The organism is Ralstonia sp. VS2407 (genome assembly GCF_052950655.1).
The window spans coordinates 148,323-166,974 of sequence record NZ_JBRFVG010000003.1 but is presented as its reverse complement, the minus strand read 5'-3'; the positions used below and the strand labels follow the sequence as shown (position 1 = coordinate 166,974).

The window sequence follows — 18,652 nt, the reverse complement described above, 5'->3', positions numbered from 1 at the left end:
TCACAGCATTTTGCTGAGGAAGATCCGGTTCGTACCGGGCGGATCGCAAGGGACCTCTCCAAACCGCACCCAGCCGTTGCGTTCGTAAAACTCCGGCGCCTGAAAGCTGATCGTATAAAGCACTGCCGAGCGACAGCCCCGTCGGCGCCCTTCTTCTTCGAACCTGCGCAACACCTCGGTGCCGATGCCAATGCCGCGCAACGTCTCGGGCAGATGGAACAGATCCAGAAACAACATCCCCAACGACGTCCGCCCGCTCGCGCCACCGACCACCTCGCCGCTCTGAGGATCGCGGACCAGGACCGCCAACGGTTGGCGATCACCGTAGCCGACGTGCTGATCGTTGAAGTGGTTCAGCCCGCTGCCGATGATCTGGATCGATTCTTCATCCGCCGCGTCGGTGACGATGATTTCCGGAGCCTGCATGCAAACCTTATTGCCTCTATTGCGTCCGGGCCGGCAGGACGGCGGGTGTCGTCTGCGCCGGCCGCATGTGCGGCATCATGTTTGTATTCAGGTGGTACATCACCCACAGCGAACCGCTGAGCGTAATGACCACCAGCACGAGCGTGAACATCAGCGACAGCATGTTCCAGCCGCCTTCGGACTTGGCGTTCATGTGCAGGAAATAAATCATGTGCACCACGATCTGTACCGCGCCGATGAGCAGGATCGCCACCGCCGTGGTCGATGATCTGTCGAAGACGTTCGCCATCACCAGCCAGAACGGAATCGCCGTCAGGAAGACGGACAGCACGAACCCTGTCAGGTAGCCGCCCAGCGTGGCGTGCGGTCCGATCTCTTCTTCGTGATGATGCGCATCGTGGGCACCACCGTGTCCGTTCATCGTTTGATCTTGCGCGCTCATGGCAGCGTTCCCATCAGGTAGACGAAGGTAAAGACGCCGATCCAGACAACGTCCAGAAAGTGCCAGAACATCGATAGGCACATCAGCCGGCGCTTGTTGGCTGTGATCAGCCCGTGCCTCGACACTTGCAGCATCAGCACGATCAACCAGATCAGGCCAAACGTTACGTGCAGCCCGTGCGTGCCGACCAGCGAGAAGAACGAGGTCAGGAACGCGCTGCGCGTGGGCCCCGCGCCCTCGTGTATCAGGTGCGCGAATTCGTAAAGCTCCACCGCAAGAAACGCAGCGCCTAAGACCCACGTGATGGCCAGCCAGATCTGCATGGCCGGGACCTTGTTCTGCTGCATCTGCAGCATCGCAAAGCCATAGGTAATGGACGACAGCAACAGGAACGATGTGTTGAGCGCCACCAGCGGCAGCTCGAAGAGTTCCGCCCCGGTGGGCCCGCCGGCATACTCGCGGCCGAGCACGCCGTAAGCGGCAAACAGGCACGCGAAGATCAGGCAATCGCTCATCAGGTACAGCCAGAACCCGAGCAGCGTGCCGTTTGGTACGTGAGGTTCTTCGGTGACGTGGAACTGATACCCGCCCGGCGGTACGTCATCCACCGTTGTGGTACCCGTGGGGCCGGTCACATGCAGGGATGTGGTCGTTTCAGCCATGGCCTGCCATCAGTTGGGTGCGCGATGCTTCGGTCCGGACCACATCTTCGGCCGGAATGTAGTAATCGCGCTTGTAGTTGAAGGTGTGAATGATTGCCGAGACGATCGTGGCCGCGAACGACGCGATGGCAAGCCACCAGATATGCCAGATCAGCGCAAAGCCACACACCGTCGAGAGCCCCGCGAGCACGATGCCGGCAGCGGTGCCCTTGGGCATGTGAATCGGCTTGAAACCCTCCTGCGGACGTCGGTAGCCGTACTGCTTCATCTGCCACCAGGCATCGGCGTCATGGACGAGCGGCGTGAACGCAAAGTTGTACTGCGGCGGCGGCGACGACGTTGACCATTCCAGCGTGCGGCCGTTCCACGGGTCGCCTGTCGTATCGCGCAGTTCCTCGCGGCGCCGGAAGCTGACCACGAGCTGGATCAGGAAGCAGGCGATGCCGATGGCGATCAGCAGCGCACCGAACGCGGCGATCTGAAACCAGATTTGCAAGGAGGGATCATCGAAATGGTTCATGCGGCGTGTCACCCCAAGCATGCCCAGCCAGTACAGCGGCATGAACGCAAAGTAGAAGCCGACAAACCAGAACCAGAACGAAGCCTTGCCCCACGACGATACGAGGCGGTACCCAAACGCTTTGGGGAACCAGTAGGTGATGCCTGCCATGAGGCCGAACAGCACGCCCCCAATGATCACGTTGTGGAAGTGTGCGATCAGGAACAGGCTGTTGTGCAGCGAGAAGTCTGCCGGCGGCACCGCCAGCAGCACGCCGGTCATGCCGCCCACCACGAACGTGACCATGAACCCGATCGTCCATAGCATCGGCGGCTCGAAGCGGATCTTGCCGTGGTACATCGTGAACAGCCAGTTGAAGATCTTGGCGCCCGTCGGGATCGAGATGATCATCGTCGTGATCCCGAAGAACGAGTTGACGCTGGCGCCAGACCCCATGGTGAAGAAGTGATGGAGCCACACGAGGTAAGACAGCACGGTGATCACGACCGTTGCGTAGACCATTGACGCGTAGCCGAACAGGCGCTTGCGGCAGAACGTGGCAACCACTTCCGAGAAGATGCCGAACGCGGGCAGCACCAGGATGTAGACCTCGGGATGGCCCCAGATCCAGATCAGGTTCACATACATCATTGCGCTGCCGCCCTGCTCGACCGTAAAGAAATGGGTGCCGACGTAGCGGTCCAAGGCGAGCAGGGTCACGGCGGCCGTCAGCACCGGAAACGCTGCAACGATGAGCGCGTTGGTGCACAGTGCCGTCCACGTGAAGATCGGCATGCGCATCAGCGTCATGCCCGGCGCGCGCATCTTGACGATGGTCACCAGCAGATTGATGCCCGATAGCACGGTACCGACCCCCGCTATCTGCAACGCCCATATGTAGTAATCGACGCCCACATCCGGGCTTGCAAGGATGCCCGATAGCGGCGGATAGGCCAGCCAGCCGGTGCGCGCGAATTCGCCCACGAACAACGACATCATCACCAGGACGGCGCCGCCCGTGGTCATCCAGAAGCTGAAGTTGTTGAGGAACGGGAACGCCACGTCGCGCGCGCCAATCTGCAGCGGCATGACGAAGTTCATCAGCCCCGTCACCAGCGGCATGGCGACGAAGAAGATCATGATCACGCCGTGTGCGGTGAAGATCTGGTCGTAGTGATGCGGCGGCAAGTAGCCAAGGTTGTCGCCAAAGGCCACCGCCTGCTGGATGCGCATCATGACGGCATCGGCAAAGCCGCGCAGCAGCATCACGATGCCGAGCACGACATACATGATGCCGATCTTCTTGTGGTCGATGCTCGTGAACCACTCACGCCAGAGGTAGCCCCAGAGCCGGAAGTACGTCAGCGCCCCGACCACCACAAGGCCGCCAAGCGCGACGACCGCGAAGGTAGCGAGCAGGATGGGCTCGTGATACGGAATGGCCTCCCACGTCAGGCGGCCAAAGATCATGTTGGCGAGTTCGGAACGCTCGGGCATGGATGTCACCTGTGCCTGTATTGACCAATTCTGGCCGATCAATGTTGGCGAAAAACGTCAAAGGGACTGAAAGAGCTGAAAAGCGGAAAGGGCCGGAACGACTCAAGGCCCCCGGCTACCGCAACAGCCTTCGACCGTCGTTGATGGCGGCATCTGGCGCAAACATCGGCATGGCATCGGCCGTATTGCTGGCGGTACAGATTTCCGCCGTAGGGTCGAAGCGCCTGACGTTGCGGTTGCTCGCCATGGTGTCCGCCAGGCATGCCTGGCCATCCACACAGCGGTTCAGGATGCGGTCATACAGGTCTGGCGCCACGCTGGCGTAACGCTGCACCGGTTCGCTCTCGCTGGGCGTGGCCAGCTTCAGATAGGTGTCCTTGGACAGCGCCGTGCCCGACGACTTGACCTGCTGGACCCACCGGTCAAACTCTTCGTTCGACAGACCATGGAATTTGAACCGCATGTGCGAGAAGCCCGCGCCGCTGTAGTTGGACGAGAACCCGTCATAAACGCCGGGCCGGTTGATCACCGCATGAAGCTTGGTTTCCATGCCCGGCATCGCATAGACCATGCCTGCCAGCGACGGCACGAAGAACGCGTTCATGACCGTGGTCGCCGTGATACGGAACGAAATCGGGCGGTCAACAGGAGCGGCCAACTCGTTGACAGTCGCAATGCCTTGCTCGGGATAGACGAACAGCCACTTCCAGTCCATCGCCACCACTTCCACGGTGAGTGGCTTCGTCTCGGCAGGCACCGGACGATTCTGATCAAGCCGCGTCAGCGGCCGATACGGATCCAACTGATGGGTGCTGACCCAGGTGATGGCGCCCAGCGTGATGATGATGAGCAGCGGGGCAGCCCAGATGGCCAGCTCCAGCACGGTGGAATGATCCCAATCGGGGTTGTAGGGCGCGTTTTCGGCGCTCTCCCGATATCGCCACGCAAACAGCAGCGTAAGAAAGATCACGGGCACGATGATCAGCAACATCAGGCACGTTGCAATGATGATCAAGTCCCGCTGTCGCACCGCCATGTCGCCAGCCGGCGACAACAGCACGGCGTTGCTACAACCAGCAAGGGTCACCAACAAGGCAATTGCTGCACCTCGCCAAAGCGACCTTCCCGTAATTCCAAGGGGTGTCACTACTGCATTGAAGCGTGGCATGGGTCTCGGAAGTGGCGTTTGGTTAACGTCGCGCTGGGATGGCCCAACGATCTTTCGACTTGTCGTTGCAGTTTAGGCGCTATTCTGGTCTTGTGATGACGGACTTTTTTTGATCGCCGTACGACACCCCCTCCCCCGAAATCTCGATGGAGACTCCACGATGGCAAGTCTGACCCACCAGCATCGCGCGTCGCCCACTGCACCTCCGGCACCAGGACACCATGAAGTTGCTCCGGCAGAGATCGCCATAGGCGTCGTGATCGGGCGAGCGTCGGAGTACTTCGACTTTTTCGTCTACGGCATCGCCTCGGTGCTGGTGTTCCCGACGGTCTATTTTCCGTTTGCGAGTGAACTTGCTGGGCTCTTGTTCAGCTTCACGGTCTTCTCGTTCGCCTTTATCGGCCGCCCTTTCGGCACGGCGCTGTTCATGCGCATCCAGCGCCGATGGGGGCGCAGCACCAAGCTGACAGCGTCGTTATTCCTGCTTGGCACGGCCACGGTGGGCATTGCGTTCTTGCCGTCGTATGCGTCGATCGGCCACTCGGCAATCTATTTGCTGGCGCTGTTCCGCTTCATGCAGGGCATCGCGTTTGGCGGTTCGTGGGACGGTCTGCCATCGCTGCTGGCATTGAATGCGCCGGAAAACAAGCGCGGCTGGTACGCCATGGTCGGACAACTGGGCGCACCCACCGGCTTCATCATTGCTGGCGCGCTGTTCCTGTTCCTCTACACCAGCCTGACGTTTCAGGAATTTATCGATTGGGGCTGGCGTTATCCGTTCTATGTCGCGTTTGCCATCAACGTGGTGGCGCTGTTTGCGCGGCTGCGGCTGGTGGTCACGCACGAATACACGCAACTGCTTGAGGAAGAAGAGCTGGAGCCCATCAGCACCCTGCAGATGGTGAATGCGCAAGGTTTCAACATCTTCCTGGGCGCCTTCGCCGCGCTGGCAAGCTACGCGCTATTCCATCTGGTCACCGTGTTTCCCCTGTCATGGGTGTCGCTGCGCAAGACACAGACTGTGCCTGCCGTGCTGACCGTCCAGATCATCGGCGCTGCGATTGCGTTTGTGGGTACGCTGGTCTCCGGCCTGATCGCAGACCGTTTCGGCCGACGCACCACCTTGGCGGCCATGGCCGTGCTGATCGGCATCTTCAGCCTGGCCGCGCCCTGGCTGCTCGATGGCGGTGTTGCGGGCCAGGACGCTTTCATCCTGATCGGCTTCGGTCTGCTGGGGTTGTCTTATGGGCAAGCGGCCGGCGTGGTCACGTCCAACTTCGAAAGCCGATTCCGCTACACCGGCGCTGCGCTGACCACCGATTTTGGATGGCTGTTCGGTGCGGCCTTCGCGCCGCTCGTGGCGTTAGGTTTGTCGTCGCTGTTCGGGCTCGGTGCGGTGAGCCTGTACCTGCTCTCAGGCGTGGTGGGGACGCTGGTAGCGCTGCGGATCAATAAGGCGCTCGGAACGCCAGACTCGTAGACTCACCACCCAGGAACCCGCATGACCGTCAAACGTATGGACAACGTCGGCATCGTTGTCGCCGACATCGATGCTGCCGTTGCGTTTTTCACCGAACTCGGCCTCGAACTCGAAGGGCGCGCCCCAATCGAGGGAGATTGGGCCGATGGCGTCACGGGGTTGCCCGGCATGCGCGTTGAAATTGTCATGATGCGCACGCCGGACGGTCATGGCCGGCTGGAGCTTTCCCGCTTTCTGGCCCCGCCCGTAGTCGCCGATCACCGCGTCGCGCCGGTCAACGCGCTCGGTTACCTGAGGGTCATGTTCACCGTTGAGGACATCGACGATACGGTCGCCCGGCTCAGTAAACGCGGCGCCGCCCTTGTCGGTGACGTCGTGCAATACGGCGACGTGTATCGGTTGTGCTACATCAGGGGGCCAGAAGGAATTCTGCTCGGGCTCGCCGAAGAACTGCGCAAGTAGCATTCACGGGCCAACGGCTCCACTTAGCACCTCAGCCGAGCAAGCTAAGTCGTTGGCGAACGCGCGGTCGCTACACACCTCAGCAACTCCTTAGGCACGCGAACTGCTAGTCAATCCGCAGTGCGCACGAGCGCCTTTTCAAAGGAGCAGACCATGAACAAGGACCAAGTGAAAGGTACTGTCGAGAAAATGAAGGGCAAGGTCAACGAGGCCATGGGCAAGGCGACGAACAACCCCGCACGTGAGCTGAAGGGTGACCTCCAGCAAGCCGGCGGCCAAGCGCGCAAGGACGCTGGCGACGTCAAGGAAGCAGCGAAGGACATCGCGAAGAAGTCCCGCTAAGGGCCTTGCGTTATGGGCACAGCCTCCTGGCGCTGATGCTCATGACCCCGCAAAAAGGGCGACCAACCGGTCGCCTTTTTTTACACGCGCAGCGGAGCAAATATGTCGCCGATGCACGATGCAACCGCCCCTGTCGCGCTCAAAAAACAGTCTGCCCGATGGCCAGGAGATTGCCTTCGCTGTCTCGAAACCAGGCTCCCTTTTCTGCCGCCCCCGCCTTGGATGGGTAATTTCCTTCAATGCGTGCAATGCCGTTGACGGTCTTGAGGCCGGGAAAGTCGTATTCCTCAAAGGCAACGCCTCGCCGTTTCAGCTCACTAACGGTCGCCTCGATGTCATGGACTTCCCAACCCATTTGCGTATGGGCACCAGACGCCGTTCCGGCCGACTGAAATAACGTGAAATAGCCATTCCCGCACTTGTAACGTAAGCCACCGGGCCGCTCTTCAATCGGCTCCAGCCCCAGCTTTGACGAATAGAACTGCCGTGCGCGTGCGAGGTCCTGCGCCGGAATCCGAGTTGATACGTCGCTGTCTTTGAGCATGGAATATCTCCGAACAATGCCAAGCGGGCGCCGGGTCCAGGCGACCTGAGAGCCTTCAGCAAAGTGTGCTCCCAGACGGGTGCGGATCGCTAGAGAACCACGGCGTCTGCAAGCCTCCGCCGTCCTCGACGACTGAGCGCAGGCAAGCCGACCGGAAAGCCGGATGCGGGAGAACGGCTGGATTTTCAACAATTTGAAAATCTAAGCCATTGATCTTCAATGGGAATTTTGGTGCGAGGGAGGGGACTCGAACCCCTACACCATTGCTGGCGTCAGGACCTAAACCTGGTGCGTCTACCAATTTCGCCACCCTCGCCGGATGGATCGCGGCGCCCCTGAGTAGGAGCGCCGGAAAGGAAGCCCGCGATTATATCGCAGTCGCTCGGGGGTTTCCATCCCCCGCGCTGCGTGTCTTGGTGGAGGGGTTCGAGTCCCCTCCCTCGCACCTGCCCCAGGAACGCAAACGTCAGACAGCCGGCGCCGCCGCCTCCGCATCGGGCCGCTTGACGCGGAACCACGCCGCATACAGTGCCGGCAGGAACAGCAGCGTCAACACCGTGGCGATGATCAACCCGCCCATGATGGCGGCGGCCATCGGACCCCAGAACACGCTGCGCGACAGCGGAATCATTGCCAGGACCGCCGCGGCCGCGGTCAGGATGATGGGGCGGAAACGCCGCACGGCCGCTTCGACGATAGCCGTCCAGGTCGGCACGCCGGCCGCCACGTCCTGCTCGATCTGGTCGACCAGAATGACCGAGTTGCGGATGATCATGCCGATCAGCGCCGTGATGCCAAGCTGCGCAACGAAGCCCATAGGCGCGCGCAATAGCAGCAGCGTCGCCGCAGCCCCAATCAGGCCCAGCGGCCCCGTCAGGAACACCATCACAGAACGCGAGAAGCTATGCAGCTGGAGCATCAGCAACAAGAAAATGATGAAGATGCACAGCGGCATCTGCGCGGCAATCGATGCACCTGCGTTGGCACTCTCCTCTTCCGCGCCAGCAATCTTGATCTGATAGTCCGGCGGCAAGTCAGCGCGAATCTTGTCGAGCAGCGGGTTGATCTGCGCCGTCACGGTCGGGCCCTGCACACCGTCCACCACGTCGGACTGCACGGTGATGCCGTAGTCGCGGTTCTCGCGCCAGATCACGCCAGGTTCCCACGCAAAACCAACGCGCGCCACCTGGGTCAGCGGCACCGTGCGGCCACTGCTGGTCGGGACTTGCACGCGCTGCAGGGCGTCGAGCGTGTTGCGCTCGTCTTCCTGCGGACGCATCACGATGTCGAGCAGCTTGTCGCCGTCGCGGTACTGGGCAATAGGCGCGCCAGACATCACCGTCTGCGTGACCTGCGAGATGGAACCGGTCGACACGCCCAGGGCGCGCGCCTTGTCCTGGTCGATGTCCAGGCGCAGCACCTTGACGTTCTCGTTCCAGTTGTCGTTCACGCCCACGGTGTTCGGGTTGGCGCTCATGATGGCCTTGACCTGATCGGCAATCTTGCGCACCCCGCCAATGTCCGGGCCCATCACGCGGAACTGCACCGGATACGGCACGGGCGGTCCGTTCGGCAGCAGCTTCACACGGCCACGCAGATGCGGGAATTGCGACTTGAGCAGCCCGATGACGTGTTGCCGAACCCCCTCGCGCGCCTCCAGCGAGGTGGGCATCACGATGGCCTGCGCGACGTTGGTTTGCGGAAGAATCTGGTCCAGCGGCAGATAGAAGCGCGGCGCGCCGGAGCCGATGAACAGCGTCACGCTATCGACGTTCTGCGCCTTGCGCATCAGTGCTTCAAAGCGTTTGGCTTCGGTTTCGGTCTGGTTGAAGCTGGAGCCTTCCGGCAACCAAAGCTCCACCATCAGCTCAGGGCGACTGGAATCGGGGAAGAACTGTTTCTCGACATACTTGAAGCCGAACACGCCCAGCCCAAACGCCACCAGCGTGATGACGATCACCGTCTTGCGGTACTCCACGCACCAATTCACCCAGCCGCGAAAGCGGTTGTAGAACGGCGTGTCGAACAGCTCATGGTGCCCGCCGCCTTCCACATGCGATTTGGTCCGCAGCAGCAGGAAGCCGAGATACGGCACAAACACCACTGCGGCAAACCACGACAGCACCAGCGCCAGCGCCGTCACCGCAAAGATGCCGAACGTGTATTCACCCACCGTCGAGCGCGCAAGCCCCACCGGCAGGAAACCCGTGGCGGTGATCAGCGTGCCGGTCAGCATCGGCATGGCGGTCGAGGTGTACGCGAAGGTGGCCGCTTCCATCTTGGAGAAGCCCTCTTCCAGCTTGCGCACCATCATCTCGACCGCGATGATCGCGTCGTCCACCAGCAGACCCAGCGCGATGATCAGCGCACCGAGCGAAATCTTGTGCAGCCCGATGTCGAAGATGTTCATGAACAGGAACGTCACCGCCAGCACCAGCGGGATCGTCAGGCCCACCACCAAGCCCGGCCACACGTCGATGCGCAGCTTCGGCTTGGTGTGCAGCCCGAGCGAAAGAAAACTCACGCCCAGCACGATCACCACCGCCTCGATCAGCACATGCACGAATTCGCCCACGGAGCTCTGCACCGATTTCGGCTGGTTCTGCACCTGCTCCATCTCAACGCCCACGGGCAGCTTCGCGCGGATCTTGTCGACCGTCGCGCGCAAGTCCTTGCCAAGCTGGATGATGTCGCCGCCCTTGGTCATCGAGATGCCCAGGCCGATCACCTCCTTGCCGTTGAAGCGCATCTTGGCGTGCGGCGGATCCACGTAGCCGTGCTTGACCGTGGCGATATCGCCCAGGCGGATGTTCGTCGTGCCGCCTGGGCCGCGCAGCGTCAGGTTTTCCAGATCGCGGATGTCCGAGAACTGGCCTGAGAGGCGAATCTGCACGTTATCGGTCGGGGTGACCAGCACACCGCTGGGGCCGATGTTGTTCTGCTGGCTGATCTGCGTGGCGATGCTGTTGATATCGAGGCCCATCTGCGCCAGCTTGGCCTGCTGGAACTCGATGTAGATCTTTTCGTCCTGGTCGCCCAGCAGCTCGACCTTGGCGACATTGGGTACGCGCAGCAATTGCTGGCGGATCGCATCGGCGTAGTCGTTGAGCTGGCGGTATGTAAAGCCATCGGCTGACAGCGCATAGATCGAGCCATACACGTCGCCGAAATCGTCGTTGAAGTATGGTCCGCGCACACCCTGAGGCAGCGTGGGCGCGATATCGCCCACCTTCTTGCGCACGGTGTACCAGAGCTGCTGCGTTTCCTTGGCGGGCGACGTGTCGGCCAGTTGGAAGGTCACGAGCGTTTCGCCGGGCTTGGAGTAGCTGCGGATCTTCCAGGCGTACGGCACTTCCTGCAGCGCCTTCTCGATCTTGTCGGTCACCTGGCGCGACATCTGCTCGGCCGTGGCGCCGGGCCAGAAGGCCTGCACGACCATCGCGCGGAAGGTGAAGGGCGGATCCTCATCCTGCCCCAGCTTGGAATACGCAAAGATGCCGCCGAGCAACAGCGCCACCAGCAAGAAGCGCGTGAGCGGCTGATGTTCAAGCGCCCAGCGTGACAGGTTGAAGCGGGAATGTTCCATACGCGCGAAGTTTGGCGTGTTGGGGCGGAAGCCGGATGCGGCTTACCGGCGCGGCGTGATGGCGGACTGCGCCGACGGCTGATCGGCCGGTGCCATCGGCATCACCTTCTGGCCGGCCTTGAGCAGGTGCACGCCAGCGGTCACGATGGTCTGGCCGGGCTGCAGGCCGCTCGTTACCAGCAGCACGTTGTCGCGCGGCGCGCCCACCGTCACCGGCACGGGCTTGACCGTTTGCGATGCGGCGTCGTACAGCCACACCACGTTCTTGCCTTGATCCTGCAGCAGCGCGCTGATCGGCACGCGTACGCCCATGCCGCCGCTGTCCGCGCCACCGCCGGGCCGCACGAACGTGGCCACTGCCGTCATGCCGAGCCTCAATTCAGGCGGCGGATTCGGTACTGAAATCTTTACGGTGTACGTGCGCGTGAGCGGGTCGGCCGCAGGTGCAATCTCACGTACCTTGGCCGGAATGCTGCGCGACTGATCGGCCCACAACTTGACGCTCACCTCGGGCGATTTGCGCAGCGTATCGACCTGATCCTCGGGAATGCCGACCACGACTTCCTTCTCTGCCGTCTGCGCCACGCGCACGACCGGCTGGCCGGCCGACACCACCTGCCCGACCTCGGCATCGACACCCGTCACCACGCCATCGGCGTCGGCTTCCAGCGTGGCATATCCGGCTTGATTCACCTGGTTGCGATAACCGGCTCCGGCTTGCTCGTAGCGAGCCTGTGCGGCGTCATAGTTGGCTTGATGGCGTTGCTGCTCGGCCGCGCTGATGAAGCCCTTGGCGAACAGTTCGGAATAGCGCTTGAGATCCGCCGCGGCCAGATCGCGGTCGGTCTTGGCGGCGGACAACTGAGCCTGGGACGATTGCTGAGCGAGGGCGAGATCGGTCGGGTCCAGCCGTGCGAGCACCTGGCCTTTCTTGACGGTGGCGCCCACGTCCACCAGGCGGGCGATGATTTTGCCCGGCACACGGAAGCCCAGGCGCGATTCAATGCGTGGGCGTACGTCGCCTGAGAACTCCGCCGTGCCGGCGCCCTGCTCGCTGGTGACGGTCATGGTGCGCACGGGGCGCACTTCGGGCGCCTTGGGCGCCTCCTTGCTGCATCCGGCCAGCAGCGCCGCGCCGATCAACAAGGCGGCCGATGTCGTCATCGGCAATGAACGCCTGCGCGGCCGAGACCGCGTGTCGGAGAAACCGGTGAAGTCGGAATGCGGGTACGGCAAACGCAACGCTGGCATGACACGCTCTCAGTAAATAACTGACCGGTCAGTAATATACCCACGGCAATGCGCAGGGTCAACGACACGGCCGCGTCTGATTGACTTTTCTTGGTAGCTGTTCAAGCAAGGCGTTGCGGCATGCTGCGCTGCAACGCGCTGTAGAATGGCCGCCCTGCTTCAAACCTCACCACGACGGCCCTTTCCGTGACCCCCGACGATTACTGCGCCGACAAGGCCGCCCCGCCCGGCAGCGACGTGTACTACAGCGTATTGTTTCTGGCACCCGAACGCCGCCGCGCGACCATCGCCCTGGAAGCCGTGCGCCGTGAGCTGGAAGACGCCGTGCGCGATGCGAGCGATCCGGCGGTCGTGCAATCGAAGCTGCAGTGGTGGCGACAAGAACTGGCGCGGCTGTTTGACGGCCGCCCCGAGCACCCGGCGGCCAAGGCATTGCAGCCACATCTGGCTCGCTACGATATCGGCGCCGTGCATCTGGGCGAATTGCTGGCCGGCGTCGAGGCCGATGCCATGCAGAACCGCTATCTGGATTGGCCCAACCTGCGCCGCCACGGCGATCAAGTGGCTGGCGTGGCAGGTCGGCTGACGGCCCGCATTGCCGGACAGACGCATGCACGCACGCTGGATTTCGCACGGCTGATGGCGCTGGCCGAGCAGCTCGTGCATTTCGTCCGGAACCTGGGCGAAGACGTGCGCCACAACCGCGTCTACATCCCCGTCGACGAACTGCAGCGCTTCAACGTACCGGCTGCCGATCTGTTCAACCGCCGGTATGCCGAGGGCTTCAAGCCGTTGATGGCATTTCAGGCCGAGCGCGCCCGCGCAACGTACAAGGAAGCCCTGGCCGCGCTGCCGGCAGAAGATCGCCGCGCCCAGCGCTCGACGCTGATTCGCGGCGTGCTGGCCATGCGCCTGCTCGACGAGGTGGAAGCCGACGGCTTCCAGGTGCTTACGCAGCGCACGGACCTGACGCCGCTGCGCAAGCTGTGGCTGGCCTGGAAGACGCAGATCCGCGCCTGACCCGCCTTATTGCGAAGCCCAGGTCGTACCGAAAATGCTTGACTGATCGATCCCAGGAAAGTCAACAAACGCCTTCGAACAATCAAGGTACTGGGTCGGATCGATCGACTGCGTTGGGCTGCCCGTCAATGCCACGCGATTTGCCGTCGACGGGAACAGCGGCAGGTTCGTGTTGTTGAGCGTCAGGTTGGCGTCCGACGACGTCACCGCGATGCTGGCTGGCGTATCGGCAATCACGTTGGTCAACGACATCCCGAGCGGGAATGCCGGCTCGCCATATCCACCGGTGTTCGCTTCAAAGCCCTGCAGCTTCACCCCGGCGCTGCCCTGGATGACCACGTTGTTCAGCGAAATATCGTGGAAATTCGGATACAGCGGCCCACCCGACGGCACGGCCTTCGTGCTGTAGTACGGCGTGAACAGCAGCGCGTTCGTCGCATCGCGAATGCAGATGTTGGCGTATTGAATGTTGCTGACTTCGCCGCCGCGCGCGTAATCCGATTTGATGCGCAGGCCCTCTTCCGAATTCCAGAACGCGTTGTCGTAGACCTGCACGTTCGTCACGCCCGCATTCGTTTCGCTGCCGATCGAGATGCCGTGACCCCAGTAGATATGGTTGTGCGCGATCACGATGCCGTATTTGCGGTCGGATCGCACGCCACGGTTGCCATCCACCCCGAACAGGCCCGAGCCGGCCGGCGACGGGTTGGCGCTCCCCTTGAGCGCGATGTCGTCGTCGCCTGTGCTGACGTAGTTGTAGGCAAACACGAAGTTCTTCAGATAGCCATCAAACGAAATGGGACCGGCCGATGTGGTCGTGCTGCCGGTCGACAACTTGCCCGAGATCGCCTTCGAAGCAGAACCCGGATCAAACGCGTCCGTGTTCTTCACGTTGTCGCGCGTGAACGTCGCACCGGTGTACAGCGGATTGCCGTTGCCTGCCGGGTTCGCAAACGCGGCAAGGTTGGGCGTCTGCACCTTCACACCCCAGACGGTGAGGCCATCGACGCCGCTGGGCACGACATGAAAGTTCGGGCTATTGCTCAGCGTGACGCGATACAGCGTGAGGTTCTTCGCATAGTTGAACACCATCAGCCGGAAGTTCGACTGCGAACCGACGCCCGTCGTGCCGTTGTCGACCATGTTGCCGAGATAGGCCAGATCCCACCACGTCATGTTGCGCGCCGGCGATTTCGAATCGACCACCGTGCCGCCGTTGTCGCAAGGCGTACCGTCAGCCGCTACAGTGCCGGTTTTGTACGCGGCGTAGGTGTTCGAACAGGTCAGGTCGACCTTCATCAGCGGGTACTTGGCATTTGACGTGACGATTTCTGCGTAGCCACGGCCATCGATCCGCCCATCGCCAACCACGGCGGAGTTGACGATGTTCGTACCGGTGATCAGCGCCGTGCAGTTGCTGGAACTGCCAGCCTTTGTCGCGCTGACGGCCGTGTTGCCGCAGTACGGCCCTGCCGCGTTGGGCGAATAGGCCATGACATCGCGCGACGCATACAGCGTGACGCCCTTGTCGATCCAAAGCGTCACGCCAGAGGGCAATGTCAGCGGGCCGCTAATGAACGCGTTGCCCGGGCCGCTCGGGTTCACAACAAGACGCACGGCAAACTTGGACGCACGGTACTGCGATTTCGCAAGCTCTTCGCCAGTCGCACCGGCGATGTTGACATTGGGGACTGCAGCCGCAGTCTGAGCAGCCGTGGCAGTCGCGTCCGCCGCGGCGATGGTTGCACCGACTTCCGCGTCAACCGACGCACCGCACGCATCGAGCGCGGCCTGGATGCGCGCCTGGTCTGGGTTCGCCTTGGCTGTCGTCACTGCAACACCCACACCAACTGTCGACGGATCAGCTTCCGGCGGCAGCGCACCGTCCGGTCGGCTCACGAATGAATTGCTCGCCTGCAGCGTCGCACAGACCTGCGCGTCGGTCGGCAGCGTTGGCTCGGGTGGCAGGTTTGCATCGGTGGTGGCTGTGCCGACCTGAAAGACGGCGGCTGCCGGGCTGCCGGTGCCAGTGCCCGATGTGTTCGACGATGTCGCATCGCCGCCGCCGCATGCCGCCAGCCCGATTGCCGCTGCAATCAGCATCGCAATCAAGCCAGCCGATTGTCGGTGCCGCTTTTTCATTGTCTGCAATGCACTCACGAAGGTCTCCTCATTGTTGTTGTGGTCCGCCAATTGGGTCGGCACACGCCTTTTTGATATATCAGAATCTATTTATTGATATATCAATGGTCAAGGCAGGGTTTTCCCGTGCATCGCCATGGCAAGCGCGAAACCTATCAGAGAAGATCGATGGAGTTGGGCGGGCTTAACGCCTGCAGAGGCAATCTGCCCGCCCGATAGGCGTTACTCAGGCTTTGATGAGATCCAGCGGCGCAAACCGGCCCGCCAGCACGGATTGGGAATCCATCCCCCACCAGCGCTCCAGCACCGTGGCGTAAAGCGAGCGGAAATCGACCGACGGGTCGAGATTGCCGCCGCCGTCCAGGCGTTCCAGCACCGGCCCCTGCCCGGCCAGTCCGCCCTTTACGCGGCCACCAGCCACGAAATGCGCGGCAGCCGTGCCGTGATCCGTACCGTTGTTCAGGTTCTCGCGCGGGCGGCGGCCGAACTCCGAATACGTGACGATCAGCGTATCGTTCCAGCGGCCCAACTCGGTCAACGCGCTCTTGAGCGAAGCCATGCCCTCACCCAACTGGCGCAGCAAGTTCGCCTGCGTGCCCGGCTGGTTGGTATGCGTATCGAAGCTGCCGAGCGACAGGCACACCACGGCTACGTCCGCACCGCCATGGCCTGGCGCAGCCACCACCTGCATCGCCGCCTTGATCGAATTGCCGAACCCGCCGTCGGGAAAGTGCGTCTGGAACGCAAACTTGCCAGACTTCGGGCGCAGGCCGTCGGCGGCTTTGACAATGTCCGCCTCGACCTTCAGCACATGTGCGAGCGTGGCGTTGCCCATCGCATGGGAAGGCATCGCGAGCTTGGCTTCGTTGAGGAACGCATCGGGATTGGCCAGCGCGACCGCGCGTGCGCCGCCGTCGAGTGGGCCAAGATCCGCGCTGCCGATGATCACGCCGTCGGCGCCGAACGATGACGGCACGGGCTTCGCGGCAAACGCACGCGTCAGCCAGCCTTCGCGCAGGTATTGGTCGGAGCGCGAGGCCGTGTCCCAGATCTCGATCGAGCGGAAGTGCGAAAGATTCGGCTGCGGATACGACAGCCCCTGCACCACCGACAATTCACCCGCCTGCCACAGCGGCATCATCGCCTGCAAAGACGGATGCAAGCCGTAGCGGTCGTCCAGTTGCAGCACCTGCTCCCGCTTGATGGCGATGCGCGGGCGCAGCGCGTAGTACTGCGCGCTCGTATACGGCACAACGGTGTTCAGCCCGTCGTTGCCGCCTTTGAGTTCAATGAGGATGAGCAGGTTGCCGTAGCCCTTGCGCTTGTCCTGCCCTTGCGCAAAGACAATCCCCGGCACTGCGCCACCCACGCCGAGCATGGCACCGGCCTTCAGAAAATCGCGACGTTCCATGATGTGTGCTCCTGCGGCGGTGGTGTTACTTCAACTGGAAAGCCGGGTCCATCATCAGCGTGCGCAGGTACGCCGTACCGGCCAGCTTGACGGGAATCGGCGCGGTCGGCTCGATCGGCAACACCGCGCGCTGGATCGAGATGCGCGGTGCAAGTTGCGGCGGGTCATCTCCATCCGCACCGAACTGCGCGAGCCATTTGTCCGAGTTGAACGACACCATCGTCTGCGACTGCGCCAGCTTGAAGCGGCCTTCCCTCCCCATGCCCTTGAGCGCCAGGCCCAGGCCCTGCACGGAGCCTCCCTGTTTCAGGTCTTCCCGCATGGCGGCCATCATCATGCCGGGCTTCTGCTGTTGCGCCTGTTGCTTGGCCGGCGGCCCCTTCATCTCGGTGGAGCGGAATAGTTGATCGAGAAACTGCTTGCGCCCCAGCAGTGTGTTCGAGTTGATCCAGGCATCGCCGCCGGGCCAGCCCTTGACGTTGGGCGGTGCCAGCAGGTTCTGCCCGAGCTGCGCGGACTTGATCGCAAACGGCGTGGGGTCGGTGTACTGCACGTTGAACTGCTTGAGCGTGCCGACAATCATCTCTACCGGCGACTTCACCAGCGTCGCGCGCGATTGCGGAGCCCAGAACGCCGGCGTCAAGAACAGCCCGCGCAGCGCCACCTTGATGTCGTAGCCGCTTGCCCGAAACGCATCGGCCACCCGCTGGGCCTGTGCCACATCCACGTCCGGCGAAACGAACTCGTGCCAGAGCTTGGTGACGATAAAGTTCGCCGTCTCCGGCCGAGACAGCAGGATGTCGAGCATCTGGTCGCCGTCGTAATCGCCGCTCTGGCCGAACACCGTCTTCACGCCCGTGTCGTGAATCTGCGGCCGCCAGATGTAGGCGAAATCGTGCTCGCGGTCGATGCTCCAGCCGGTATAGGTGCGCGCCGCTTCCTTGATGTCCTGCTCGGTGTAATGGCCCTCGCCGAGCGTGAACAGCTCCATCACCTCACGTGCGAAGTTCTCGTTCGGCTTGCCCTTGCGGCTTGCGGCGCCGTCCAGGTAAATCAGCATCGCCGGGTCTTTGCCGATGGCGTGCAGCATCGTGCCGAAATTGCCGACTGCGTTCTGGCGCAGCAGCACGTTCTGCCGGTACATCAACTGTGCGAACTGCACCTTCTGCGAACTGGAAACGAAATGGTTGTGCCAGAACAGCGTCATGCGCTCTGTCAGCGGCGACGGGGTCTTGATCATCTCGCCCATCCACCACGCACGCAGTTCCAGCTCGTGCGCGCCGTTCTTCTGGCGTGCCGCCTTGCGGGCGTCTTCGTCCGGGAGCTTGTTGTACGGGATGATCGGATCGTTCACCCAAGCGGGCGGCGCCTGCGTGGCAACAGTGCCCGTTTGAGCAAGGACGCGGTCGACAGCTTCGCGGTGCGTGAGCCCGGCGTAGGCGTCGAGCTCACTCTCGGAAGGCGCAAACCCGATGCGGGTGAGGAAATAACGCGCATCGTCGCGGTCCAGGCGCTGCTCGTCGGCGGCGGACGCCTTGGCTTGCGCGGTATGGCGATGTGGCGTGTTCTGCGTTGCCGCATGCGCGGTCTGCAGTGAAAGCGCGCCGGCGGCTGCCAGCGCCAAGAAGATCGTGGTGCTACGGATTCGCATGTCGGTCCCCCGAGACGACCCTACTGCTTTGCCGGGGCAGCGACTCGCGCGCCTTTCCTCGGCCCCTAC

The 18,652-nt window shown here is 62.4% G+C and carries 15 protein-coding genes and 1 tRNA gene; 4 read left to right on the top strand and 12 right to left on the bottom strand.

What is annotated here, in order from left to right; translation table 11 throughout:
- The 5 genes from ACU8YE_RS06465 to cyoA form a co-directional block, all read right to left on the bottom strand.
- Nucleotides 1-426 carry a GNAT family N-acetyltransferase gene (locus ACU8YE_RS06465; RefSeq protein ID WP_446928350.1) on the bottom strand — a complete coding sequence of 142 codons (426 nt, stop codon included), beginning with the start codon at nucleotides 424-426 and terminating at the stop codon, nucleotides 1-3.
- Between the two features lie 16 nt (nucleotides 427-442).
- Nucleotides 443-868: a cytochrome o ubiquinol oxidase subunit IV gene (gene cyoD, locus ACU8YE_RS06460; protein ID WP_232042893.1), complete on the bottom strand. Its 426-nt coding sequence runs from the start codon at nucleotides 866-868 to the stop codon at nucleotides 443-445.
- Nucleotides 865-1,530 carry a cytochrome o ubiquinol oxidase subunit III gene (gene cyoC, locus ACU8YE_RS06455; protein ID WP_446928349.1) on the bottom strand — a complete coding sequence of 222 codons (666 nt, stop codon included), beginning with the start codon at nucleotides 1,528-1,530 and terminating at the stop codon, nucleotides 865-867. Before cyoC ends, cyoD begins: the two co-directional genes overlap by 4 nt.
- On the bottom strand, nucleotides 1,523-3,526 hold the full coding sequence (cyoB, locus tag ACU8YE_RS06450; protein WP_433867427.1) for a cytochrome o ubiquinol oxidase subunit I: 2,004 nt from the start codon (nucleotides 3,524-3,526) through the stop codon (nucleotides 1,523-1,525). Before cyoB ends, cyoC begins: the two co-directional genes overlap by 8 nt.
- Nucleotides 3,527-3,641: 115 nt before the next feature.
- A complete protein-coding gene (gene cyoA, locus ACU8YE_RS06445; protein WP_316871218.1) occupies nucleotides 3,642-4,694 on the bottom strand; it encodes a ubiquinol oxidase subunit II in 1,053 nt (350 codons plus the stop codon).
- Nucleotides 4,695-4,854: 160 nt separating this feature from the next.
- Between cyoA and ACU8YE_RS06440 the strand changes: the two genes are divergently transcribed.
- From ACU8YE_RS06440 to ACU8YE_RS06430, 3 genes are all read left to right on the top strand, one after another.
- Complete coding sequence (locus ACU8YE_RS06440; RefSeq protein WP_322016755.1) at nucleotides 4,855-6,174, top strand: MFS transporter; 1,320 nt, start codon at nucleotides 4,855-4,857, stop codon at nucleotides 6,172-6,174.
- 21 nt (nucleotides 6,175-6,195) lie between these two features.
- A complete protein-coding gene (locus ACU8YE_RS06435) occupies nucleotides 6,196-6,636 on the top strand; it encodes a VOC family protein (protein WP_446928348.1) in 441 nt (146 codons plus the stop codon).
- Nucleotides 6,637-6,789: 153 nt separating this feature from the next.
- Nucleotides 6,790-6,978 carry a CsbD family protein gene (locus ACU8YE_RS06430; protein WP_232042898.1) on the top strand — a complete coding sequence of 63 codons (189 nt, stop codon included), beginning with the start codon at nucleotides 6,790-6,792 and terminating at the stop codon, nucleotides 6,976-6,978.
- 139 nt (nucleotides 6,979-7,117) lie between these two features.
- Here the strand turns inward: ACU8YE_RS06430 and ACU8YE_RS06425 are convergent, their stop codons facing one another.
- The 4 genes from ACU8YE_RS06425 to ACU8YE_RS06410 form a co-directional block, all read right to left on the bottom strand.
- Nucleotides 7,118-7,522 (bottom strand): VOC family protein, encoded by a 405-nt coding sequence (locus tag ACU8YE_RS06425; RefSeq protein ID WP_322016758.1) that lies wholly within the window; start codon nucleotides 7,520-7,522, stop codon nucleotides 7,118-7,120.
- A 229-nt stretch (nucleotides 7,523-7,751) separates the two neighbouring features.
- Nucleotides 7,752-7,838: transfer RNA gene (locus ACU8YE_RS06420), tRNA-Leu, on the bottom strand.
- A gap of 150 nt (nucleotides 7,839-7,988) precedes the next feature.
- Entirely contained in the window at nucleotides 7,989-11,108 is a 3,120-nt protein-coding gene (locus ACU8YE_RS06415; RefSeq protein WP_322016759.1) for an efflux RND transporter permease subunit, read from the bottom strand.
- Nucleotides 11,109-11,150: 42 nt separating this feature from the next.
- Complete coding sequence (locus ACU8YE_RS06410) at nucleotides 11,151-12,359, bottom strand: efflux RND transporter periplasmic adaptor subunit (protein WP_433867511.1); 1,209 nt, start codon at nucleotides 12,357-12,359, stop codon at nucleotides 11,151-11,153.
- A gap of 186 nt (nucleotides 12,360-12,545) precedes the next feature.
- On the opposite strand from ACU8YE_RS06410, the gene hpnD reads away from it, so the two are divergent.
- Entirely contained in the window at nucleotides 12,546-13,379 is an 834-nt protein-coding gene (gene hpnD / locus ACU8YE_RS06405) for a presqualene diphosphate synthase HpnD (RefSeq protein WP_446928347.1), read from the top strand.
- 6 nt (nucleotides 13,380-13,385) lie between these two features.
- Here hpnD and ACU8YE_RS06400 read toward each other — a convergent pair whose 3' ends face one another.
- The 3 genes from ACU8YE_RS06400 to ACU8YE_RS06390 form a co-directional block, all read right to left on the bottom strand.
- Nucleotides 13,386-15,521, bottom strand: coding sequence for a glycoside hydrolase family 28 protein (locus ACU8YE_RS06400; protein ID WP_446928460.1), 2,136 nt, complete (start codon nucleotides 15,519-15,521; stop codon nucleotides 13,386-13,388).
- A 226-nt stretch (nucleotides 15,522-15,747) separates the two neighbouring features.
- Nucleotides 15,748-16,932: a DUF1501 domain-containing protein gene (locus ACU8YE_RS06395; RefSeq protein WP_322016761.1), complete on the bottom strand. Its 1,185-nt coding sequence runs from the start codon at nucleotides 16,930-16,932 to the stop codon at nucleotides 15,748-15,750.
- Nucleotides 16,933-16,957: 25 nt separating this feature from the next.
- Entirely contained in the window at nucleotides 16,958-18,583 is a 1,626-nt protein-coding gene (locus ACU8YE_RS06390) for a DUF1800 domain-containing protein (RefSeq protein ID WP_446928346.1), read from the bottom strand.
- Nucleotides 18,584-18,652: the final 69 nt, after the last annotated feature.